Origin of the sequence: Owenweeksia hongkongensis DSM 17368, from assembly GCF_000236705.1 — a bacterium.
Taxonomy (GTDB): Bacteria; Bacteroidota; Bacteroidia; order Flavobacteriales; family Schleiferiaceae; genus Owenweeksia; species Owenweeksia hongkongensis.
Map to the genome: position 1 here is coordinate 3,799,723 of NC_016599.1, position 22,744 is coordinate 3,822,466.

The 22,744-nt window shown below is 39.5% G+C and carries 18 protein-coding genes; 10 read left to right on the forward strand and 8 right to left on the reverse strand.

From position 1 onward, the window contains the following. The first annotated feature begins 60 nt into the window (after positions 1 to 60). On the forward strand, positions 61 to 2,151 hold the full coding sequence (locus OWEHO_RS16725) for an LruC domain-containing protein (protein WP_014203686.1): 2,091 nt from the start codon (positions 61 to 63) through the stop codon (positions 2,149 to 2,151). A 154-nt stretch (positions 2,152 to 2,305) separates the two neighbouring features. Here the strand turns inward: OWEHO_RS16725 and OWEHO_RS16730 are convergent, their stop codons facing one another. From OWEHO_RS16730 to rfbC, 4 genes are all read right to left on the reverse strand, one after another. After that, the gene (locus OWEHO_RS16730; protein WP_014203687.1) at positions 2,306 to 3,031 is read right to left on the reverse strand and encodes an LOG family protein; all 726 of its coding nucleotides are present in this window, start codon (positions 3,029 to 3,031) and stop codon (positions 2,306 to 2,308) included. A 56-nt stretch (positions 3,032 to 3,087) separates the two neighbouring features. Next, entirely contained in the window at positions 3,088 to 5,943 is a 2,856-nt protein-coding gene (uvrA, locus tag OWEHO_RS16735) for an excinuclease ABC subunit UvrA (RefSeq protein ID WP_014203688.1), read from the reverse strand. 127 nt (positions 5,944 to 6,070) lie between these two features. Next, complete coding sequence (locus OWEHO_RS16740) at positions 6,071 to 7,090, reverse strand: lytic transglycosylase domain-containing protein (protein WP_014203689.1); 1,020 nt, start codon at positions 7,088 to 7,090, stop codon at positions 6,071 to 6,073. Continuing rightward, on the reverse strand, positions 7,087 to 7,683 hold the full coding sequence (gene rfbC, locus OWEHO_RS16745) for a dTDP-4-dehydrorhamnose 3,5-epimerase (RefSeq protein WP_014203690.1): 597 nt from the start codon (positions 7,681 to 7,683) through the stop codon (positions 7,087 to 7,089). The genes OWEHO_RS16740 and rfbC overlap by 4 nt, the downstream gene beginning before the upstream one ends. A 60-nt stretch (positions 7,684 to 7,743) precedes the next feature. Here rfbC and OWEHO_RS16750 point away from each other — a divergent pair, with 60 nt between their 5' ends. Continuing rightward, complete coding sequence (locus tag OWEHO_RS16750; protein WP_014203691.1) at positions 7,744 to 8,838, forward strand: alkaline phosphatase; 1,095 nt, start codon at positions 7,744 to 7,746, stop codon at positions 8,836 to 8,838. 78 nt (positions 8,839 to 8,916) lie between these two features. Here OWEHO_RS16750 and recQ read toward each other — a convergent pair whose 3' ends face one another. Continuing rightward, positions 8,917 to 11,112, reverse strand: a complete 2,196-nt coding sequence (gene recQ, locus OWEHO_RS16755; protein ID WP_014203692.1) for a DNA helicase RecQ — start codon at positions 11,110 to 11,112, stop codon at positions 8,917 to 8,919. 376 nt (positions 11,113 to 11,488) lie between these two features. Between recQ and tatC the strand changes: the two genes are divergently transcribed. Beyond that, positions 11,489 to 12,310 carry a twin-arginine translocase subunit TatC gene (tatC, locus tag OWEHO_RS16760; protein WP_014203693.1) on the forward strand — a complete coding sequence of 274 codons (822 nt, stop codon included), beginning with the start codon at positions 11,489 to 11,491 and terminating at the stop codon, positions 12,308 to 12,310. A 59-nt stretch (positions 12,311 to 12,369) separates the two neighbouring features. Then, entirely contained in the window at positions 12,370 to 13,128 is a 759-nt protein-coding gene (gene lptB, locus OWEHO_RS16765; RefSeq protein WP_014203694.1) for an LPS export ABC transporter ATP-binding protein, read from the forward strand. Positions 13,129 to 13,198: 70 nt separating this feature from the next. On the opposite strand, the gene OWEHO_RS16770 is transcribed toward lptB, so the two are convergent. The 3 genes from OWEHO_RS16770 to OWEHO_RS16780 all read right to left on the reverse strand — a co-directional run bounded on the left by OWEHO_RS16770 (position 13,199) and on the right by OWEHO_RS16780 (position 16,541). Next, positions 13,199 to 14,152 (reverse strand): L-threonylcarbamoyladenylate synthase, encoded by a 954-nt coding sequence (locus OWEHO_RS16770; protein WP_014203695.1) that lies wholly within the window; start codon positions 14,150 to 14,152, stop codon positions 13,199 to 13,201. A gap of 27 nt (positions 14,153 to 14,179) precedes the next feature. After that, positions 14,180 to 15,160: a DUF3667 domain-containing protein gene (locus tag OWEHO_RS16775; RefSeq protein ID WP_014203696.1), complete on the reverse strand. Its 981-nt coding sequence runs from the start codon at positions 15,158 to 15,160 to the stop codon at positions 14,180 to 14,182. A 76-nt stretch (positions 15,161 to 15,236) separates the two neighbouring features. Continuing rightward, positions 15,237 to 16,541 carry a type IX secretion system plug protein gene (locus tag OWEHO_RS16780; RefSeq protein WP_169312808.1) on the reverse strand — a complete coding sequence of 435 codons (1,305 nt, stop codon included), beginning with the start codon at positions 16,539 to 16,541 and terminating at the stop codon, positions 15,237 to 15,239. A gap of 170 nt (positions 16,542 to 16,711) precedes the next feature. Here OWEHO_RS16780 and OWEHO_RS16785 point away from each other — a divergent pair, with 170 nt between their 5' ends. Genes OWEHO_RS16785 through nqrF form a run of 6 tightly spaced genes read left to right on the forward strand, consistent with a single transcriptional unit; the run spans position 16,712 to position 22,686 of the window. Then, positions 16,712 to 18,067 (forward strand): Na(+)-translocating NADH-quinone reductase subunit A, encoded by a 1,356-nt coding sequence (locus OWEHO_RS16785; RefSeq protein WP_014203698.1) that lies wholly within the window; start codon positions 16,712 to 16,714, stop codon positions 18,065 to 18,067. Between the two features lie 22 nt (positions 18,068 to 18,089). Then, positions 18,090 to 19,277 (forward strand): NADH:ubiquinone reductase (Na(+)-transporting) subunit B, encoded by a 1,188-nt coding sequence (locus OWEHO_RS16790; RefSeq protein WP_014203699.1) that lies wholly within the window; start codon positions 18,090 to 18,092, stop codon positions 19,275 to 19,277. Between the two features lie 3 nt (positions 19,278 to 19,280). After that, a complete protein-coding gene (nqrC, locus tag OWEHO_RS16795; protein ID WP_014203700.1) occupies positions 19,281 to 20,033 on the forward strand; it encodes an NADH:ubiquinone reductase (Na(+)-transporting) subunit C in 753 nt (250 codons plus the stop codon). Between the two features lie 5 nt (positions 20,034 to 20,038). Further along, complete coding sequence (locus OWEHO_RS16800; protein ID WP_014203701.1) at positions 20,039 to 20,725, forward strand: NADH:ubiquinone reductase (Na(+)-transporting) subunit D; 687 nt, start codon at positions 20,039 to 20,041, stop codon at positions 20,723 to 20,725. Positions 20,726 to 20,729: 4 nt separating this feature from the next. Next, positions 20,730 to 21,347 carry an NADH:ubiquinone reductase (Na(+)-transporting) subunit E gene (gene nqrE / locus OWEHO_RS16805; protein ID WP_014203702.1) on the forward strand — a complete coding sequence of 206 codons (618 nt, stop codon included), beginning with the start codon at positions 20,730 to 20,732 and terminating at the stop codon, positions 21,345 to 21,347. A gap of 25 nt (positions 21,348 to 21,372) precedes the next feature. Then, entirely contained in the window at positions 21,373 to 22,686 is a 1,314-nt protein-coding gene (nqrF, locus tag OWEHO_RS16810; protein ID WP_014203703.1) for an NADH:ubiquinone reductase (Na(+)-transporting) subunit F, read from the forward strand. Positions 22,687 to 22,744: the final 58 nt, after the last annotated feature.

Below are 22,744 nucleotides of genomic sequence, written 5' to 3' on the forward strand. Positions count from 1 at the left end.
GTTTTATAATTCAAGCGTGTAATTCGTTAACCCATTAATTAACTTAAAAGTAAAAGCAAGATGAAAAAGAGATTATTGTGCATAGCTGCCCTTACAGTGGCACTTGCGTCCTGTAACAAGGATAGACCAACTTCCGAAGCAGTAGGGTTTGGGGGTGTAGATAACATTGAAGACCTAAAAGTCCCCTCTTCGTTCAATTGGTCCTCTAGCAATGAATTGATGACTGACATTAGTGTTGTTGGAATTGAAGGGATTGCCAAAGGTCAAGTTAGAATTGATATTTATGATAAAGATCCTTATGTAGGTGGTGAGATTTTATTTTCAAGTTTCACTAACAATCAAGGTGTGCTAGAGACACCGGTGAAATTAAATTCATCCCTTAAAGAGGTGGTGGTTGTTGCCAACACTTTGGGTATTGGGGGCAACAGGATAACTGCGAGTGTAACTGGTTCTACGTTAACAGCTCATTTCTCTGGAGTTCCACAGCCAAGAGTTTTTGATAAAAATTCAGTGGCATCTCATCCTGCCACTCCAGCCACGGCTTTTCCAAATAGCAATGTTTATTACTTGGGAGGTTTTAATGGAAATGGCGTTCCTTCTAATTTAGAAACGCCAGATGTGATTCCCCAAGCATATCTTGATGATTTAGCTCTTACTCTTCCAGAGAAAAATCATCTTCCTTGTGACAATGTACGTAAGCACATGCTAAATGACTTGTTTTGTAGTAGCGTTACTACTTCTAAGGATGACGCAGAGGTGTTTGTTACCTTCGTTACTGAAGGTGCGGGTTATTCTAATGCGCTGGCTTACTATTATTATCCTGCAGGAAATCCTCCAGCAAGTGAGGCGGCAATAGATTCTATATTCGTTATTTTTCCCAATGCAACTGAAACAGGAGTTAATTTGCATCCTGGAGATAAGGTGAAACTTGGAACTTTTGCGAAAAACACCACGATTGCTTGGGTAGTTTTGGGAAACACATGGAATCAATCGTTGCCAGGCGTGCAGTATGGTCATAAATCTACAAGCGTTTATAGTTTCTTTGGTGATGATAATTTAAATACAGATATGGGAGTTGAAGATGAAGCACCGGGTGTTTGTGCTGATCCTACTTTCAATAAACATATGTTGTCATTTACAGATAACATTAGTGGAAGTGATGTTCAATTATTTGCTTTTGAAGATATTGGGTATCCTTATGGGGATTATGATTTTAACGATTGTATATTTTATGCATCTGGAGATTTGATTCCAAGCTGTGCTCCTGAGCTAGGTCTACCAGCCGGTGCAGTTGTTGATAGTGATTCAGATGGTATTATTGATCAGTATGATGATGAGCCTAATAATTCCGATGTTGCCTGTCTAATTAATTTTGAAGGAACTTTGCTTTTTGAAGACTTGTGGCCATCTAAGGGAGACTATGATTTTAATGACAAAGTTGTTGGATATGATATCACTCATGCTATTCACGCAATGGGTTATGTTCATGAAGTTCGCGCAAATTATGAACTAAGAGCGGCAGGTGCAGGATATAACAATGGTTTTGGTATTAAGCTTTCTGATGATCTGGTTAAGTCGGATATCACCAGTATTACGGGAAGGTCGTCAACAGGTTCGCACTTGATGGACGGTGATCTTATAACAACTCCGGGTTCAGATTTGGTTATGTACAATTGGGATGCTGCAAACGATATAATAGTGCAGAACCTTAACGTTGGAAGTTTTTTCAACACCTTGGTAGGTGGAGGAAAAGGAGACTTTGTTGCTCAGAACATTCTTATTAGCCTTGCACCAGGAATGGTAGATCCTTGGGAGTTAGGGTTGCCCCCTTACAATACATTCATTTTTGCTAATCAACAGCAGGATGTAGAAATTCACTTAGCTAATATGGATAATTCAAGTCTTCATAATACCGCATTATTTGGAACTGGTGATGATGACTCTGATGGAATCACTAGATTTTATAAAACGATTCCAGCTACCAACTTGCCATGGGCTCTAGATATTCCATCAAACACGTTTGAGTGGCCTCTAGAAAAAGTAGATATTTTGACTGCGTATCCTGAGTTCTCACTATGGGCTTCTTCAGGTGGTGTTATGAATACCACATGGTATGATAACCCAGCAGCTGGACAAACATATATTCCTTAATTTCAGGGTATTAAGTTCTGAAAAGCCCCGTTATGTTGAACATAGCGGGGCTTTTAGCTTTATCTCTTTTCCTGAAATAAGTTGACTTAATAAGAAGAAGACAATTAAAGGGAAATTTGTGATAGGCGTAGTATCAGCTGTCAACAGGCCTTGCTTAAAAATTAGGCTTTAACATATATCTCTTATAGAAATCCTCAATTACTTGAACAGCTTCATCGGCCGTATCCACAATTGTAAAGAGATCAAGATCGGAAGCGCTAATATTGTTTTCTCGTGTAAGTAGGACTTCTTTTACCCAGCCAATAAGGCCTGACCAAAAGCTTGAGTCTACTAGGACTATAGGGAATCGACTGATCTTAAAGGTTTGAATAAGCGTAATGGCCTCAAATAGTTCATCCAAGGTGCCAAATCCACCGGGCATAACAATAAAGCCCTGAGAGTACTTAACAAACATTACTTTTCTAACAAAGAAATAATCAAAATTTAGATTTTTGTCTTGATCAATATATGGATTAGGTTCTTGCTCCATTGGGAGTTCAATATTTAAACCCACGGATGTTCCACCTCCACGCTGGGCGCCTTTATTTCCCGCTTCCATCATTCCCGGGCCACCGCCTGTAATTACGCCATATCCTTTTTGAGTAAGATTAAAAGCGATTTCTTGGGCAAGCTTATATTTGGGATGATCAGACTTTGTGCGGGCAGAACCAAATATGGATACGCAAGGCCCTATCTTGGCTAGTTTCTCGTAACCATTTACAAACTCAGACATTATTTTGAAAATGGCCCAACTGTCGTTAGATTTTATCTCGCTCCAGTTCTTTCCATCCAGTGGATTTTCGGTTGTGTTTTCTTCTGAGTTGTGCTTTTTTTCGCTCATAAACGTGTATTTGGATAACTGTCTAAACTAAGGTTTTGATTGACTCTTACACCGTGTTACGAGTGAACTTTATCAATTTCCATTTTTAGGAATTTTCCAGTATAACTGTTTTTACTTTTCAAAATTTGCTCAGGTGTACCTTCAAATACGATATTTCCTCCAGCTTCACCACCTTCAGGGCCCACATCAATAATATGGTCAGCTAATTTGATTACATCCATATTATGCTCAATAATCACTACCGAGTTCCCTTTATTAACTAACCTATCGATTACATCCATGAGTATACGAACGTCTTCAAAGTGCAACCCTGTAGTAGGTTCATCAAGGATATACATTGTCTTTCCAGTATCGCGCTTACTGAGTTCAGTGGCCAGTTTTACGCGCTGAGCTTCACCTCCAGAAAGCGTTGTGGATTGTTGTCCCAAAGTGATGTAACCAAGTCCTACATCTCGCAAAGTTTTCACTTTGTTAAAAATCTTGGGGATGCTTTGAAAGAATTCTACGGCATTATTGACACTCATATCAAGGACATCTGCAATAGATTTACCCTTGTAACGAATCTCTAATGTTTCTCTATTGAATCGTTTCCCTTGACAGGTTTCACAAGGTACATATACATCTGGAAGAAAGTTCATTTCGATTACTCTGATTCCAGCACCTTCACAAGTTTCACAGCGACCTCCTTTTACATTAAAGCTGAATCGGCCTGGTTTGTAAGCGCGAACCTTTGACTCAGGTAAATTGGCAAACAAATCCCGGATATAAGAAAGTACACCTGTATAGGTTGCTGGATTTGATCTGGGAGTTCTACCAATTGGCGACTGATCAATGTCTATTACCTTATCAATTTTATCAAGACCGGTTATGCTTTTATGTTCAAGCGGCTTTTTTACAGAATTATAAAAGTGCGCACTTAAGGTAGGGTAAAGGGTTTCATTGATCAGTGTTGATTTCCCGCTACCAGATACACCAGTCACCACCACAAGCTTTCCTAATGGCACCTTAACAGAAACATTTTTTAAGTTATTTCCTTTGGCTCCTTTAAGAGTAATGAATTCACCATTTCCTTCTCTTCGGGTTTCAGGGATGGCGATTTCTTTTTCTCCGTTCATATATTGAGCCGTAAGACTATGGCTGTTCAGAATATCTTGAAGCGTGCCTGCAGCTACTACATTTCCACCTCTGCGGCCGGCATGTGGGCCAATATCCAATATGTAGTCGGCTTGCTCTATCATGTCTCGGTCATGCTCCACCACAATTACAGAGTTTCCTACATCACGAAGTTCCATTAAGGATTCAATCAACTTGTGATTGTCTCTTTGATGAAGGCCAATACTGGGTTCATCAAGAATATAAAGCACATTTACAAGCTGTGAGCCTATTTGAGTAGCCAGTCTTATACGTTGAGCTTCACCACCAGAAAGGGATTTTGCTGGACGATTTAAGCTCAAATAATTTAATCCAACATTAAGCAGAAACGAAACCCTGGTTCTTAGTTCCTTTAAAATTTCGGTAGCAATTTGCTTTTGATTTTCACTAAGCTCAGGCTCAATGTTTTCAAGCCAATTTTGTAGGGAGCCTAAGCTCATACCCGCTAAATCAGAGATGTTTTTGTCTCCAATTTTAAAATGTCGGGATTCAATTTTAAGTCGTTCACCATGACATTGGTCACATGGCACTTTATTCATAAACCCTTCAGCCCAGCGTTTTATGGATTTGCTTTTAGCCTCTTCGTTTTGATTTAAAATAAAGTTGATAATCCCTTCGAAATTGATGCTATACTTTCGGGTTATACCCAAATTTTTGTTCTCTACTTCAAAAGCTTCGTCCGATCCATGGAGTATAACATCCATTCCCTTTTTGGGAATGTCCTTTATTGGAGTTGTGATGTCAAAACCATACTTATCTCCAATAATTTCTAATTGATTGAAAATCCAAGTCTTTTTATAATCGCCAAGTGGAGTAAGTCCTCCTTTCCGAATACTTTTTGTTGGGTCTGGAATAACTTTGTCCATGTCAATTTCTGACACTTCCCCTAGGCCATTGCATTTTGGACAAGCTCCTTTTGGAGAATTGAAAGAAAAGGTATTAGGCTCTGGCTCTGGGTAAGAAATACCCGTAGAAGGACACATCAGATTGCGGCTAAAAAAGCGTGGCTTTTCTTGTCCATGCTCCACCACCATTATTATTCCATGACCTTGCTGCATTGCAACAGTTATCGACTCGCGAAGTCTCTTATCATTCGAGTCATTTTCTACCTTCAATCGATCAACCACTACTTCAATGTCGTGTGTTTTGTATCGATCCAAGCGCATGCCCTTGGTTACGTCCACGATTTCACCATCAATGCGGGCTTTTACAAAACCTTGTTTTAGAATACTGTCAAATAGCTCACGGTAGTGCCCTTTACGGGAACGTACTAATGGGGCTAAAATATTTATCCGTTTACCAGCAAATTGCTCAATGATAAGCTCACGGATTTTGTCATCAGTATAGCTCACCATTTTCTCCCCAGTATTATAGCTATAAGCTACTGACCCACGAGCGTAAAGAAGACGGAGGAAATCATAAATCTCAGTAACAGTGCCTACAGTGGAGCGCGGGTTTTTACTGGTAGTTTTTTGCTCAATGGAAATCACTGGGCTCAAGCCATTGATTTTGTCCACATCGGGACGCTCCAGGCTTCCCAAAAATTGACGTGCGTAGGCGGAAAAAGTTTCAATATACCTTCTCTGTCCTTCGGCATAAATGGTGTCAAAGGCAAGAGATGATTTACCACTTCCACTTAACCCTGTAATTACCACTAGCTCGTTGCGCGGTATAACAACATCAATGTTTTTAAGATTGTGAACGCGAGCTCCGTAAACTTCAATTTGGTCTTTTTCGCTCACTGGGTGGTTTTGTGTCATGGAGAGTAAAAATTCAGGGTGCAAATTTACCAATTTAGCCACAGCTAATCAGTGATATGCATAGATGAATTTGATGACTTGTTGTGAAGCCATCTAAGCTCTATAAAACTGGAAAGCCAAATGCTTTTTACAAAGAGTCTGTTACTGCTCCAGTGGTATCTGAAATAGGAGGGACAGAGGAAGAGTCAAGATCAATGCTTGGGTCCATAGGCTCACTATCTACCAAGGAGAAATGCCCTTCTTTAGGAATTTGAATTTCGTACACTTTTCCGGATTTGTTAGGAAGATAGTCGTATCGCAACCATGGATTATGATATTTCAAAATACGATAGTTAATACCCAGTTTGTGGGAAAACTTCCCAAAGTTACTTACTGAGCTATCTACCTTTACCACATAAGTTGGTATCGGTTGGTAAAGATCTTTCTCACGGAAGTGGAAACCATATTTCTCAGGATTGCTCATTATTTCTTTAGCCGCAAGAATCCGAAATATATATCTGGCTGTTTCACTATTAAGTGTTAAGCCGTAATATCCTTTAGCTTCTTGTCTTTCCAATTGCTTTTTTACACCATTGATACCCATGTTATATGATGCAGCTGCCAGTGTCCAGGTTCCTAATTCCTTTTTGGCTTCTTTTAAATATTTACAAGCTACTTCAGTAGATTTTACTACATCATATCGTTCATCTACTTCCTTATTTATTTCCAGGCCAAAGTCTTTTCCTGTGCCCTCCATTATTTGCCAAAACCCTGTGGCACCAACTGGCGAGACTACATTGGTGAGTCCGCTTTCAATTAAGGATAAATACTTAAAGTCGTCTGGTACACCATTCTTTTTTAAGATGGGTTCAATTATTTCGAAATAGCGATTAGAGCGCTTATAAAAAAGCATGGTTTGACTTTGCCAATAGGTGTTTACCAGCATTTCTCTGTCAAATCGCTCATAGATTTCGGGATCTTCAAAAGGGATTTCTTCTCCAGCAAAGGTGATGTCTTCAGGTAGGCTTAAAGCATATATGCCGTATTTTTCATTAAAAACCATCCTGAAATTATCATCAGTCATTCCATCATAGGTGTAGTAAGTAAGAAAACTTGCTCCACTTATAAGTGTGATGATTAAAGCTGCTTTGCGGAAATAGGTGTTCATATAAACTGAAACTGAGATTTTAATTTGTCAAATGCAGGTGCTTCCTGATCTTTTTCTGAAACCAATGGAGAGTCAATGTTCCAGTTGATGTTGAGTTGAGGATCATTCCACAATACTGCACCTTCGCTTTCTTTATTGTAAAGCGCTGTGCATTTGTATGCAAAAATCGTGTCATCTTTTAAAGTTAAGAACCCATGAGCAAAACCCGGAGGAACCCAAAACATCTTTTTGTTTTCGCCCGTAAGTTCTACTTTGTGATGCTGGCCATAAGTAGGAGAGCCAACTCTAATGTCAAGAGCTACATCTAACACTGCTCCAGCTATTACTCTGACTAATTTGCCCTGTGCATGAGGTGGGTTTTGGAAATGCAATCCGCGAAGAACTCCTTTTGATGAAAGGGATTGATTGTCTTGCACAAACTCTACTGTGATACCTGCTTTATGGAAAGCATCTTTATTATATGATTCATAAAAATAGCCACGATCATCACCAAAAATGGTGGGCTCAATTTCCAATAATCCTGGAATAGGGGTTTCAATAATCTTCATAGCGCGAATGTACATATCCACTGTTGAAAACAAGAATGTTAACATCACTAAACTTTTTTCACAACTTGCTTTTTATCACTTTTGCGAGGTATTATATAATTTACAATGAAAGTAAACTTTATCTCTCTGGCATTTGCTCTAGTGGTTTTAGCAACATGTTCTTCTTTTATCAATAAAGATGAATACCAAAAACCCAAAAACATAATAATAATGATTGGTGACGGAATGGGCCTAAGCCAGATGTCGGCAGCATATTATTATGGAGATAAGGAGCCAAATTTTTCGCGCTTTCCAATTGTGGGTCTAAGTCGTACCTCTTCCAGTTCAGATAAGATAACAGATTCGGCAGCAGGAGCCACTGCAATATCAGCAGGGAAAAAAACCTACAATGGAGCTATTGGACTTGATGAGGATAAAAAGTGCGTGGAAACTTTGTTAGAGTATTTCTCTAAGGAAGGAAAAAGCACAGGTTTGGTGGCTACATCATCGATTACTCACGCCACTCCGGCCTCATTTTTCGCACATGAGAAATCAAGGAATAGTGCTTCTAGTATTGCTAAACAAATGTTGGAATCACCAGTGGATTTCTTTGCAGGTGGAGGACTTAAATATTTTCAAAAAGGGAGCTTAATTCAGGATTTGGAAGAAAAAGGTTTTACCATCAATACTACCGAATTGGATAAAAAAGCTCCAAAAATTGAAGGAGGAAGATTGGGATATATTTTGGCTGATGATGGAATGCCAAAAATGATAGAAGGGCGTGGGGAGTATTTGAAAAATGCCAGCGAGTTAGCTATTGATTTTTTGAAGGATGATGAAGATGGCTTCTTCATGATGATTGAAGGATCGCAGATTGATTGGGGTGGCCATGCCAATAATTCTAAATATGTAATTTCAGAAGTGCTTGATTTTGATCAGACGGTGGGAGCCGTTTTAGACTTTGCTCGTAAGGATGGGAAAACTTTGGTGATAGTTACTGCAGATCATGAAACCGGAGGTTTTACGCTTGCTGCTGAAGAAAAGAAAGTTCCTTTTCAAGGAACAAAGCGTGACTATAACTCTATTGCTCCAAGGTTTTCTACAGGAGGGCATAGCGCAGCAATGGTACCTGTTTTAGCTTATGGGCCAGGAGCGGAAAAGTTTGCGGGTATTTATGAAAACACCGAGATACACGCTAAAATTTTAGAATTGGTAAAATAGATTTGAAATCTATTATAAAGCATAAAAAAGCCGGAATACAGAGATGCATTCCGGCTTTGTATTTTATTAAGTAACTTTTTAGTTAGCTACATCACTCATAAACTTAATGCGCATGAGGCGAAGCTCATCTTCGTCATAATCTCCATCAAATTCTTCGTGGGCATCTTTTAGATCATCACTATCCGACTCAAGGAAGTATTCTGTAATCTCCTCAATTTGCTCTTCATCCAGCAGGCTCTCAATGTAATAGTCGATATTTACTTTGGTGCCACTGTTTACTATGTTTTCAATTTCACAAACAAGATCTTCCATGGTGATACCTTTAGAAGCAGCAATGTCTTCTAAGGGTAACTTTCTGTCAGTACTCTGGATGATATAAACCTTGAGCCCGGACTTGTTTACAACTGATTTTACAACAAAGTCATCTGGTTTGTCAATGTTATTATCTTCAACATACTTTTGAATAAGAGCTACGAACGGCTTTCCAAATTTTTTGGCTTTTCCTTCACCTACACCGCTAATGTTCTTAAGTTCATCTAAGGTGGTAGGATAGTTCATTGCCATCTCATTCAATGAAGGCTCCTGGAATACTGCATAAGGCGGTACCTCTTTTTCCTTAGCCACTTTACGTGTAAGGTCCTTAAGCATTCCATAAAGAGTTTCGTCAAAAGCAGCACCACCGGCTTTCCCAGCTGTGATTATATCATCATCACCTTCTGTAGATTCATAGTTATGATCTTCAGACATCATAAAGCTTTTAGGATTTTTGATAAAATCCTTTCCAGCTTCGGTGAGATTTAAAACTCCATATTTTTCGATATCCTTTTTAAGCAGACCTGTTACCACCGCTTGGCGAATAACGCTCATCCAGTATTTATCATCATGATCTGCACCTTTCATAAACTGATCAAGCTGATCTGATTTATGTTGCTTCACCATGGTGGTTTTATTCCCAATAAGGATATTTACTATGGGTAATGCCTTAAATCTTTCATTGGTGGCAGCTATAGTTTCAAGTACCAATTTGATATCATCCTTGGCTTCAAACTGTTTTTTAGGATGCTGACTGTTGTCATCATTCTTGGCACCAGGACCGTTTTCTTCGTCAAATTCTTCACCAAAATAATGAAGGATAAACTTTCTTCTATTCATTGAAGTTTCTGCGAAAGCCACTACTTCCTGCAACAGCTGCATTCCCACTTCTTGCTCAGAAACTGGTTTTCCGTGAAGGAATTTTTCAAGCTTTTCAATGTCTTTATAAGCGTAAAAGGCAATACAAATACCTTCGCCTCCATCACGTCCTGCACGCCCTGTTTCCTGATAATAGCTTTCAAGGCTTTTCGGCATATCATAGTGCATTACAAAACGCACATCTGGTTTGTCGATACCCATTCCAAATGCAATGGTAGCTACAATCACATCTGCCTCTTCCATAAGGAAAGCATCCTGATGACGAACTCTGGACTTAGCATCCAGACCTGCATGATAGGGGAGTGCATTGATGCCATTAACTTGAAGGGTTTCTGCAAGCTCCTCCACTTTCTTGCGGCTCAAACAGTAAATAATACCGCTCTTACCCATGTGACCTTTTATAAATTTAATGATGTCACGGTCTACATGTTCAGTTTTTGGACGTACTTCATAATAAAGGTTAGGACGGTTAAACGAGGCTTTAAAAACCTGCGCATCATCCATTCCTAAATTCTTTTGAATATCGCCTTGTACCTTGGGGGTAGCAGTTGCGGTAAGTGCTATCACTGGCTTACGGCCAATGGCGGTAATAATATTTTTAAGATTCCTGTATTCAGGACGGAAATCATGTCCCCATTCTGATATACAGTGTGCTTCATCAATAGCATAGAAAGAAATATCACAACCTTGAAGAAACTCAATGTTCTCTTCTTTGGTCAATGATTCCGGAGCTACGTAAAGCAATTTGGTAATTCCGTTTCGAATATCCTCCTTTACTTGCTCAGTTTGCCCTTTGGTAAGGGATGAGTTTAGCACGTGTGCTACACCATGTTCTTCGGAGAATCCACGAATGCTATCAACCTGATTTTTCATCAAAGCAATTAGTGGAGAAACTACAATGGCGGTTCCTGATTGCATCAGGGCCGGAAGTTGGTAGCACATGGATTTTCCGCCCCCGGTGGGCATAATCACAAAAGTGTCATTTCCGGCAATTACATTATTTATTACTGCTTCCTGGTTGCCCTTAAATTGATCAAAGCCAAAATACTTTTTCAATTCATCGTGGACTGTGGCTATCTTCATGTTCAAATTTTCCAATTTTTCTACTCTCTCGCTCTAAGATAGATAAACGTAGAACTTTATAAAAATTCTTTTTTTAAATACGCAAAAACCGAAGGCTGAAGTTCAGCCTAGATTAATTCGATTAATAGGTGGGGGTTAATTGAAGAGAGGCAAATTTCGTTAATATGTTTTTAACGGTAAAGAGAAAACGTTTAAATTTTAGTTTATTGTATAGTTTGTAAATGTTTGATTGATAGGGTGTATATTGGTTAGTTAGCATACTTTTCCTACAAATAACGATGAGTGACAAAACTGAAGTGAGGAGGGGTTGAGAACTTACGATGAAGTTCTGCTAAATGTTTAAGACATTTGCCGCGTTTTATTCTAAGATAAAAGAATGGCCAAAGGAAATACTGGCGAAATGTCGTTTTTGCAGCACCTAGAAATCTTAAGGTGGCATTTAGTGCGCTCCACTGTAGCTATTTTAATTGGTGCTACCCTCGCGTTTTTAAACAAGCATATTTTATTTGATATAATAATATTTGGCCCGAAGCAGCCCGATTTTGTTACATATCGCATGTTTTGTGAGTTTACTGCTTGGCTTACTGGGGTAGGTCTGATGTGCCTTACCGAAATGCCATTTGAAATATTAAATACCAAAATGGCAGGGCAGTTTAGCACTCATATTTGGGTATCTCTAATTGCGGGGTTTATTCTTGCGTTTCCTTACGTAATATGGGAAGTGTGGCGATTTATTAAACCGGGTCTTCATGACACGGAAAAAAAATACTCAAGAGGAGTTTTGTTTTTTGCATCCTTCCTTTTTATGCTAGGAGTACTTTTCGGATACTTTCTTATTTCCCCATTATCCATCCAGTTTTTGGGAACATACACCGTAAGTGCAGATGTTACCAATTTCATTGATTTAAACTCCTTTATAAGCACTGTAAGCACGGTAACTTTAGCTTCAGGTCTTATTTTTGAGCTGCCAATTATTGTGTATTTCTTGGCTAAATTAGGTTTGCTCACCCCAGAGTGGATGCGTACTTACCGCAAGCACGCTTTTGTGGTAATATTGATTTTATCCGCCATCATCACTCCACCCGATATTTCAAGTCAAGTATTGGTATGTTTGCCAATAGTTGGGCTTTATGAAATCAGTATTAAGATTTGTGCCCGAGTGGTGAAGAATCAGAAAAAAGCCCTGAAAACAACTTAGGTACATAAGTTGATAATAGCCCGCGACAGATGTCCATTTTGAAATTTCAAATTTGAAAAATGAAGTTAAGAGCCGAAAATATAATTAAGAGATACGGTAGTAGAACTGTTGTAAAGGGCGTTAGCTTTGAGGTGAATCGTGGTGAGATTGTAGGGCTTCTTGGTCCCAATGGAGCGGGGAAAACCACTTCTTTTTACATGGTGGTTGGGCTTATTAAGCCAAATGAAGGCAAGGTTTATTTGGATAATGAAGACATTACCAAGGACCCAATGTACAGGCGTTCCCAAAAGGGGATTGGTTATTTGGCTCAGGAAGCATCTGTTTTTAGAAAGCTAAGTGTAGAGGATAACATCATGGGCGTGCTTCAAATGACAAAGCTTTCAAAAGCTGAGCAAAAGGATAAGCTTGAAGAGTTGTTAAACGAATTTAGCTTACAGCATATTCGAAAATCCCGTGGCGATTTACTTTCGGGGGGTGAGCGTAGGAGAACAGAAATTGCCCGTGCTTTGGCTGTTGACCCCATGTTTATTCTTTTGGACGAACCCTTTGCTGGCGTTGACCCTATCGCGGTAGAAGATATTCAGCAGATTGTGGCTTCATTGAAAAATAAGAACATTGGAATCCTGATTACTGACCACAACGTGCAAGAGACTCTTGCGATTACTGATAGAACTTATCTTATGTTTGAAGGTAATATTCTAAAATCGGGTTCGGCTGAAGAGCTGGCTGAAGACGAGCAGGTGCGAAAGGTTTATCTAGGTCAAAACTTTGAACTTAGAAAGAAACGCGTGATAGATAATGGAGGAAGACCTGAATAGTTTAGTCGGTAGTAAGGAGTAGGGAGTAGCGAATAGGGAGTGAGGAGCAATATGACTAGTAATTCCGAAACTAATGTGCTGCTCTTTTTAATCTATCGTTGATAGCAGGTCCCAATCCTATATTGGGCATTAATTCTGCTAGAATAACATCAATATTTTCTTTATCTAATTCTCGAAGAACTTTGAAGAGATTGGCGGCTGCCAGTTTCAAATCTCCTGATGGAGAAAGTACTTTTTGATTCTCTATGGGAATACCTTCGAAAGTTTTACTCAAAGAAATAATGGCTGTGCTTTTCCCTGAATGAGTTTTTAACAATTCCTCTATATTTCCAATCATCAATTTTTTTCCGGGAGAATAGTGAGAGCTGAGCATTCCTGGTGCTTGCGGGTTGCTGCTAGAGTGAGTACTGACCTCAATTTTTCCAGTAACTTCCTCAATTTCTTCCAAAGCTAGGCCTCCAAGTCTAAGGATTTTTGGAGTGCCAGTGCTTAAATCAATAATAGTGGATTCTATACCAACCGAACAAGGACCACCATCTAAAATGTAAGGTATTCTTTTACCCAACTGATTTTCTACATGCTGAGCTGTAGTAGGGCTTACATAGCCAAACGGATTTGCACTGGGAGCGGCCAAAGGTAGTCCTGACTCAAAAAGTAATTCCCGCGTAAGCGGATGATTTGGGAATCGAATTCCAACGGTGTCATTTCCTGAGGTCACCAAATCGGGAATGATTTCCTTCTTCTTTAAAATATAAGTAATAGGCCCAGGGCTGAAAGTTTCATATAGACGATAAAATACATCGGGGATATTTTGACACAATTCATTTAGCTGTGATTTACCATACAAATGAACAATGAGCGGGTCAAAATGGGGACGTCCTTTTGCCTCAAATATAGATGCAACCGCTTCCGTGTTGAGCGCATTGGCAGCCAGGCCGTATACGGTTTCTGTTGGAATAGCAACTAATTCTCCTTTTTCTAAAAGAGCTTGTGCTTCACTAATGTTAGTGCTGATTTTGGCCATAGCCGGCAAAGGTAAGCGGTAAATTGGTTAGAATATTAAAAACACGACCACTAGTGAGACTAAAAAGAAAGCAAAAAATGCAGGTATTGCTATAAGGTTTAATAAGCAAAACTTCAGGATCGTTTTGCCTAGCCCTTGCTGGTAAAAGCGTTTCATTGAAAGGAATAGGTAAAGCAAAAAGACTATTGACGCAATAAGTGAAAACATACTGTTTTCGCCTAAAGCGCCACTGATGCTTAAAAGCAGAAAAAAAGCGGATTGACTATAAAAGGCAAAGAAGAGATGGTCCGTGTAGTAAACGTTTTTTCTTATGTAGAGCAGCTTCAAAATCAATGCAATTATTGGAAGGAAGAAGAATAAAACCCAGAATATTTTGGCCCTGAAGTACTTGTTGTATTCTTCTAGTTCAAAATGGGATAGCTTGTCAGCTTGATGATAAAGGAAACGATTTATAAACGTGTTGTCCATTTGTAAATCATTTAAAGCAGTGGCAGTTTCAACGTCAGAGTGGTCTTTGCTGTACTCTGTCATATCCTCCAGTTTTAATAAAATATTGTCTTCGGAAGAGCTGTCAATGGCTAGGCTTAAAGGAATGCCGGGGATAGCATCTAATTCACTAGTAACTGCAGAATCACGTTCTGTTTTTGATAATTGTTCATTCGTTTCAATGTCCTTAATTCTTTCTTGTGATTTGTCGCTTTGAACCTGACTGATGAAAAGGAATAGTAATGAGGACAAGAAATAAATCCGCAAGGGATTCATATGCCTTGTACGCTGGCCTTCCTTAAACTCCAATGGAACTTGGCCAGGTTTAGTGACTAACGTTTTAAGGGTGGTAAAAAACTTGCCGTCAAATGCTAAAAAGTGACTTAAGGTTTCGGTGATAAAATGCCAAAAAGTAAGTTTTCGCGAGTCATTTTTTTGCCCACAATTGGGGCAAAAATTTTCCCCTTGAAGCGATGTGTGGCAATTTGGGCAGATCTCAGTTTTTACTACTTTTTTACTCATTGTGAATTGAGATGGCTTTGGTCAGCTTGAGGGAATTTGCAAAATTGTAAACCCCATTATTATCATGTGTTGAAACTTAGTAAAGATCTTCAGAGGTGAGTTCTGCAAAGCCAACTAATCGGTCATATCGCTGCCCAACTTCCCGATGATACACGAGTATTTGATAAGTGTTTTCAGTTTCCCAATGAGTTCCTTCTACTTCTGACAAGTCAGCCTTGCTTTGAGATTTATCTAATGTAGCATACATGAAGTTGTAGTACCCTTGTTTAAGTGGTATTCTTGCTTTGTAAGCATTTCGGGTATAGTCGTATTTCATTTTGAACTCTCGAAGTAACTTCCAGTCACTTAGTTTTCCAAAAACGTAAACATCCCCACTTTCAAATGGAGCAGGGGCTTCGAGCATAAAATCTACATACACATAGTCCGCTTCGGTGGTTGAAGAGGTTGCGTCCAGCCGTCTCACAACAAATTGCCCATTAATGTCTGGCCATACTGCATAGCGCTCTATTGTTCGTGGTTTATCGGTAGTTAAGAAGGCGGTAAAAACGCTGTCTTGCTGAACTCTGCTTACGTTTTGCGAAAGCGATCGAAGATTTTTCAAATCAAAAAAGCGGTATTCGCTGTTTCCATCAAAAGTGTTTTCTCTATCGTAGTTGTAAAGAAACTTTTGATTTTGAATAAACTGAGGTTTTAGATTAGTGATAGCATTGTCCCAACGTTGGTTTTGCATCAAATGTACCTTAAGGTCTTCAAAAGGATTTGGAATAGGGTAGGTGCCATGGCTTACAAAAAAGTCAATCTCCTGACGCTGATTCATATACTCTACCATAGTAGCTCGCTTTACAATTCCGCCCGCTTGCACTTTGTCTTCATAAATCATAAATCTGCGTGTGAGCACTAGATCTTTTCGGTCATCATTAGCATAAACAATCAGCACGTAGTTACCCGATTTTTTGAAGCTCATCTGCTCATTGGGAATGGTAAGAGCATAATTTGTATAGCTAAAAAAGGTATTTAGCGAGTACTCATAATTTTGAATATATGCATCTTGACGGTTGCCTAAATACTCCTGTGGCATAAGTCCTGAAGGCGTCCAATCGGCATTACAGTGTACAAATGTATAACTGAGATTCATGTAGTCCGCATATAAATCATCAAAGGTGAGAACTAGCTGTTCACTACCTCCAAATTTTATAATAGGCATGCCCATCTCGTTTGTAATTGGGTGAAATCGGGGTGTGCGAATTCCAGCTTTATAAATATGGTCTTCATATTTCAGTTCACCTTGCTGATAATACTCGTCAATAACATACTGGGCACTAAGTGTATTAAAGGATACAAAAAGGATTGCAAGCAGTGGGAGGTGGGCTAGATTTCTCAATGGCATGTTTTATTCAATAATATCTAAAATTAGGACTTTGCTAAAAGCGATAAATAAGTAACTTTGCGCGCTGTTTAGAATAGCTCTAAATACACTTGTAATAACGCTTAAGCAAAGGTACTTTTTACTTTTGCAGCCAAATTAAGTTAGAATTTTTTGATTCTACGATAATGTCAGAAACAATTAAGATCAAGCGTGGAGTAGATATTAAACTGCAAGGTACAGCCGAGCAGATCTATGCCAACGCAGAAATGCCCAAAACATTTGCTATTAAGCCAACTGATTTTTTGGGTGCCAGGCTAAAATTAGCTGTCAAAGAGGGTGACGAAGTTAAAGCTGGTTCGCCTATCCTGTTTAATAAGGATAGAGAAGCGGTGAAGTTTTGTTCTCCTGTAAGCGGTGAAATTGCAGAGATAGTAAGAGGTGAAAAGCGTAAACTTTTAGAGATACGCATTCTTGCTGACAAGGAAGTGAAGTATGAAAACTTTGGCGCTGCCGATCCAAAATCATTGGATGCAAAAGCGGTAAAGGAAAAAATGCTTGCTTCAGGATGTTGGCCTTTTATTACGCAACGCCCCTACAATGTGGTAGCTAATCCTGAGCGTAGTCCAAAAGCCATTTTTATTTCTTGCTTCAATAGCGATCCTATATCTGTAGATGTGGATTTTGCTGTTCACGGTATGGAAAAAGAATTCCAAGCTGGAATTGATGCGCTTTCTAAACTTACCGAAGGAAAAATTCACTTAGGCTTGCAAGGCGGTTCTAATCCAAGCAGTGTGTTTGCAAACTGCACAGGGGTAGAAAAGCACAGCTTTAAAGGACCACACCCTGCAGGTAATGTAGGTGTGCAAATCCATAAAATTGACCCTATCAATAAGGGTGAAGTTGTGTGGACGGTAAATCCTGAAAACGTAATTATTATTGGTCGTCTTTTCCTTGAAGGGAAATTTGATGCCTCGATAAATATTGCTGTTGCTGGTGCTGAGGTAGAAAAGCCAAGATATCACAAAACCATTATTGGTGCCAATATTCAAGGTTTGGTAGAAGGTAATGTGAGTCAAAATAATAATAGGTATATCAGCGGTGGTGTATATACTGGTACCAAAATCAAGTCTGATGGGTACTTAGGATTTTATGATCGTCAGGTTTCTGTTTTACCAGAAGGTGATCAGGCTGAATTCTTTGGATGGATAGCTCCAGGCCTTGATAAATTCAGTATGTCTCGTACCATGTTCTCATGGATGATGCCTAACAAGAAATATAACCTGGATACAGGAATGCACGGTGAAGAGCGTGCGTTCGTTGTAACCGGTGAGTATGAAAAAGTATTTCCTTTTGACATATACCCAGTACAACTTCTAAAGTCTATCATGGTGAGCGATATCGAAGCCATGGAAAACCTAGGGATTTATGAGGTAGTAGAAGAGGATATGGCGCTTTGTGAAGTAGTATGTACTTCTAAGATTCCGGTACAGCAAGTACTTCGCGAAGGTCTTGATCTTATGTTGAAAGAACTAGGCGATTAATTCATAGAATTGAAAATTTGAGATGAAGATTTTTAAGAATTTACTCGATAGCGTAAAACCTCACTTTGAAGAAGGAGGAAAGCTTGAAAAATTATACCCGGTGTACGATGGTTTTGCGACCTTCTTATTTGTACCCGGACACGCTACCCACAGTGGAGCGCACGTTCGTGATGGGATTGACCTAAAGCGCACCATGATTACCGTAGTATTGGCACTTGTGCCAGCATTGCTTTTTGGTATGTGGAATGTAGGTTACTTCCACTACAATGCTTTGGGAATGACTGATGTTACTTTTTGGGATCAGTTTCTTTTTGGAGCCATCAAAGTTCTACCAATGGTTATCGTGTCTTACGCGGTAGGATTGGGAATTGAATTTGCTTTTTGTGTAATTAAGAAGCACCAGATCAACGAGGGTTTCCTTGTTTCAGGTATGCTTATTCCTCTTATCATGCCGGTGGATATTCCACTATGGATGGTAGCTGTTTCTACAATTTTTGCTGTAGTAATTGGTAAAGAAGTATTTGGAGGTACTGGGATGAATATCCTAAACCCTGCACTTACTGCACGTGCTTTTGCATTCTTTGCTTATCCTTCTTATATGTCTGGAGACAAAGTGTGGATCAACACTTCAGTAGACGCAGGACAAGCTGTAGTAGATGGCCACTCAGGAGCTACTGCTCTTGGTGAACTAGCTGTTACAGGTACTACTCAATACTCTCCAATGGAAATGTTTATTGGAAATATCCCAGGGTCAATTGGTGAAACTTCTGTAATCGCCATTTTGATTGGAGCAGCTATTCTTCTTTATACCGGTATTGGTAGCTGGAGAATTATGCTTTCGGGCCTTATTGGTGCCATTGTAATGGGATTGATCTTTAATGCAGTTGCACCTTATGCAATTTCACCTGAGCAACAAGAATTTATGGCTGTTCCATTTTGGCAACACCTTATGATGGGAGGCTTTGCCTTCGGTTTGGTATTTATGGCTACAGATCCTGTATCTGCTGCGCAAACTACTCGTGGAAAGTGGATTTACGGTTTCCTTGTAGGTATTTTGTGTATCATGATTCGTGTGTTCAACCCTGCATACCCAGAGGGTGTGATGATGGCTATTTTGTTTATGAACGTAATGGCGCCATTAGTTGATCATTATGTGATTCAGGCTAACATCAAGAAGCGTAAGAAAAGAATTCAAGTAAAAACTGCTTAAGAAATGGATGTAAATAAAAACAGTTACACGTTTATGTTTGCCGGTGTGATGGTAGTGGTGGTAGCAGCTTTGCTATCGTTTGCTGCAACTTCACTTAAGCCTATGCAAGACAAGAACGTGGCCCAAGAGAAAAAACAGAACATTCTGAATTCTATCGGCATTGAAGTGAGCCGTGAGCAAGCTGAAGAAGATTACAGCAAGTACATTAAGAAGGAACTTGTAATCAACAATGGAGAAATAAAAGAAGGTGTTAAAGCTTTTGACGTAGAACTTTCTAAAGAAATAAAGAAAACTCCGGCTGATAGAGACGCACCTTTATATATTGCAGACAAGGATGGTGAAACTTACTACATCATTCCACTTAGAGGTAAAGGTCTTTGGGGTCCTATCTGGGGATATATTTCCCTTAAGGGAGATGTGAACACTGTGAGCGGAGCAATTTTTGACCACAAGTCAGAAACTCCTGGACTAGGTGCCGAAATCGCAACACCAATCTTTATGGATCAGTTTCTTGACAAAAAAATACTTGACAGCAAGGGTGACTTTGCCAGCATTCAGGTAATGAAAGGAAATGCATCTGGAGATTATGAAGTAGATGGAATTAGTGGTGGTACTATTACTTCGGTAGGAGTACAGGATATGCTTGAAGATTGTATTCAGGCATATGTGCCATTCCTTAAAAAGTATGCAGCGGGTAATGCTACCGCGTCTGCTGCTCAGGCTGAAAATATGAACGTAGCAACCATAGAAGAATAATAGATATGGCTGAAGTAACTGAAGCTTTAGAAAAGCAAAAGAAACAGAGCGAACCTCTGTTTGGCAAAAAGAATCGCAAGCTAATTAGCGATCCTTTGAACGACAGCAACCCTATTACCGTTCAGGTTTTGGGTATCTGTTCTGCACTTGCAATTACTGTTAAACTTTACCCAGCATTGGTAATGTCTATTTCGGTATTGTTTGTACTAGCAGTGGGTAACGTTATTATCTCATTGATGAGAAATATTATCCCAAACCGTATCCGTATCATCGTTCAATTGGTGGTAGTAGCGGCTTTGGTAATCTTGGTAGACCAGGTGCTTAAGGCCTTTGCTTATGACGTAAGCAAGGAACTTTCTGTATTCGTAGGTTTGATTATTACCAACTGTATTATCATGGGACGTTTTGAGGCGTTTGCTTTGGCAAATGGCCCATGGAAATCTTTCCTTGATGGACTTGGTAACGCATTTGGATACGCTTGGATTTTGTTAGCCGTGGCATTCTTCCGTGAACTTTTGGGTTCTGGAGCATTGTTCGGAGTTCAAATTATCCCACAAAGCTGGTATTTGAGTGAAGGAGGTTTTTACAGTAACAACGGTATGATGTTGCTTCCTCCAATGGCGCTTATTACTGTAGGTATTATCATTTGGGTGCAGCGTGCGCGCAACACCAAACTAATCGAAGAAAACTAAGGACATGCAGGATTTAGTAAACTTATTCGTAAAGTCAATCTTTGTAGAGAACATGATTTTTGCCTACTTCCTGGGCATGTGTTCTTACTTGGCTGTATCAAAAACGGTAAAAACAGGAGTTGGTCTTGGTGCCGCAGTAATCTTTGTAATGGGGATTACAGTGCCAGTAAACTACCTATTGGAAAACTTTGTACTTAAGGAAGGTGCTTTGAGCTGGTTAGGTTCAGACTTCGCAGAAGTAGATCTTAGCTTTCTTTCATTCATCATGTTTATCGCAGTAATTGCATCTATGGTGCAGTTGGTAGAAATGATTGTAGAGAAATTTGCTCCAGCACTTTACGGTGCATTGGGTATTTTCCTTCCACTTATCGCGGTAAACTGTTCAATCCTTGGAGGATCATTATTTATGCAAGAGCGTAACTATGCCACCATTGGTGAGGCTACGGTTTACGGTCTAGGTAGTGGTGTAGGTTGGTTTTTAGCAATTGTAGCTATTGCAGCTATTCGCGAAAAGATTCGTTATTCAAACGTTCCTCCGGCATTGAGAGGTCTTGGTATCACGTTTATCGTTACCGGACTTATGGGTATAGCCTTCATGGCCTTTATGGGAATTAAGCTGTAATTGTTTTTAAAAAGAAAATAAGACAATGGTATTATTGGCAACATCTACAATTATAATTAGCAGTATAGTTGTATTCTTTATCGTAATCTTTTTGCTTGTATCCATCCTTTTGGGTGCTAAAGCAAAGCTTGCTCCATCAGGGCCTGTAACCCTTGATATTAATGGTAATGCTACCGAAGTGGATTCTGGAAATACACTTTTGAGCACATTATCAAATCAAAAAATATTTCTTCCTTCTGCCTGTGGTGGTGGTGGTACTTGCGCTATGTGTAAGTGTCAGGTGCTAGATGGTGGTGGTGAAATACTTCCTACCGAAGCTCCCTACTTTACCCGTAAGGAAATAGCTGACAACTGGCGTTTGGGTTGCCAGGTGAAGGTGAAGAATGATATGAAAATCAAAGTTCCAGAAGAGATTTTTGGAATTAAAGAATGGGAAGCAACTGTGGTTTCTAACTACAACGTTGCAACCTATATCAAAGAATTCGTAGTAGAAATTCCTGAGGATATGGATTATAAGGCTGGAGGTTATATCCAGATTAAAATCCCTGAAACCACGGTTAAGTTCTCAGAAATGGATATCAAAGCTCATCCTAAGGATCACCCAGGTGAGCCAGATAAGTTTGAGAAGGATTGGGCAGAAGGTCCATTTGCCATGCGTCATTTGGTAATGAAGAATGACGAAGAAGTAGTACGTGCTTACTCAATGGCTTCTTACCCTGCTGAGGGGAGAAACATTATGCTTAACGTACGTGTAGCTGCTCCACCGTTTGATAGAGCAAAAAATACTTGGGCTGATATTAACCCGGGAATTGCTTCATCTTACATCTTTAACCTTAAGCCTGGTGATAAGTGTACCATTTCTGGTCCTTACGGAGAATTCTTTATAAAGGATACGGATGCAGAAATGCTTTACATAGGTGGTGGAGCTGGTATGGCACCAATGCGTTCTCACATTTATGAGCTATTTAGAACCTTAAAGACTGGTAGAAAAGTTTCTTACTGGTATGGAGGTCGCTCTAAAGATGAGTTGTTCTATATTCACTATTTCCGTGAAATCGAAAAGAACTTCCCAAACTTTAAGTTCTACATGGTATTATCTGATGCTAAACCTGAAGATAACTGGGTAGAAAAGAAAGATATTCATGATGAAGCTGGAGATGGTTTTGTAGGCTTTGTTCACAATGCTGTAATTGAGCAGTACTTGAGCAAGCACGATGCTCCAGAAGAGATTGAGTTTTATTTCTGTGGACCACCAATGATGAACGCAGCTGTATTGAACATGTGTGACAACTGGGGGGTACCACCAGAAAATGTAAGTTTTGATGACTTTGGAGGGTAATTGATTCCCTTGTTGTTTATATGATAATAAAAAAGCGGCTTTATGCCGCTTTTTTTTA

Coding starts and splice junctions, on each gene's coding strand:
- OWEHO_RS16790 (WP_014203699.1), top strand. CDS start 18,090: ATGAAGATTTTTAAGAATTTACTCGATAGCGTAAAACCTCACTTTGAA.
- OWEHO_RS16730 (WP_014203687.1), bottom strand. CDS start 3,031: ATGAGCGAAAAAAAGCACAACTCAGAAGAAAACACAACCGAAAATCCA.
- OWEHO_RS16800 (WP_014203701.1), top strand. CDS start 20,039: ATGGCTGAAGTAACTGAAGCTTTAGAAAAGCAAAAGAAACAGAGCGAA.
- uvrA (WP_014203688.1), bottom strand. CDS start 5,943: ATGACACAAAACCACCCAGTGAGCGAAAAAGACCAAATTGAAGTTTAC.
- nqrC (WP_014203700.1), top strand. CDS start 19,281: ATGGATGTAAATAAAAACAGTTACACGTTTATGTTTGCCGGTGTGATG.
- tatC (WP_014203693.1), top strand. CDS start 11,489: ATGGCCAAAGGAAATACTGGCGAAATGTCGTTTTTGCAGCACCTAGAA.
- recQ (WP_014203692.1), bottom strand. CDS start 11,112: ATGAAGATAGCCACAGTCCACGATGAATTGAAAAAGTATTTTGGCTTT.
- OWEHO_RS16785 (WP_014203698.1), top strand. CDS start 16,712: ATGTCAGAAACAATTAAGATCAAGCGTGGAGTAGATATTAAACTGCAA.
- OWEHO_RS16750 (WP_014203691.1), top strand. CDS start 7,744: ATGAAAGTAAACTTTATCTCTCTGGCATTTGCTCTAGTGGTTTTAGCA.
- rfbC (WP_014203690.1), bottom strand. CDS start 7,683: ATGTTAACATTCTTGTTTTCAACAGTGGATATGTACATTCGCGCTATG.
- nqrF (WP_014203703.1), top strand. CDS start 21,373: ATGGTATTATTGGCAACATCTACAATTATAATTAGCAGTATAGTTGTA.
- OWEHO_RS16740 (WP_014203689.1), bottom strand. CDS start 7,090: ATGAACACCTATTTCCGCAAAGCAGCTTTAATCATCACACTTATAAGT.
- OWEHO_RS16775 (WP_014203696.1), bottom strand. CDS start 15,160: ATGAGTAAAAAAGTAGTAAAAACTGAGATCTGCCCAAATTGCCACACA.
- OWEHO_RS16725 (WP_014203686.1), top strand. CDS start 61: ATGAAAAAGAGATTATTGTGCATAGCTGCCCTTACAGTGGCACTTGCG.
- OWEHO_RS16770 (WP_014203695.1), bottom strand. CDS start 14,152: ATGGCCAAAATCAGCACTAACATTAGTGAAGCACAAGCTCTTTTAGAA.
- lptB (WP_014203694.1), top strand. CDS start 12,370: ATGAAGTTAAGAGCCGAAAATATAATTAAGAGATACGGTAGTAGAACT.
- nqrE (WP_014203702.1), top strand. CDS start 20,730: ATGCAGGATTTAGTAAACTTATTCGTAAAGTCAATCTTTGTAGAGAAC.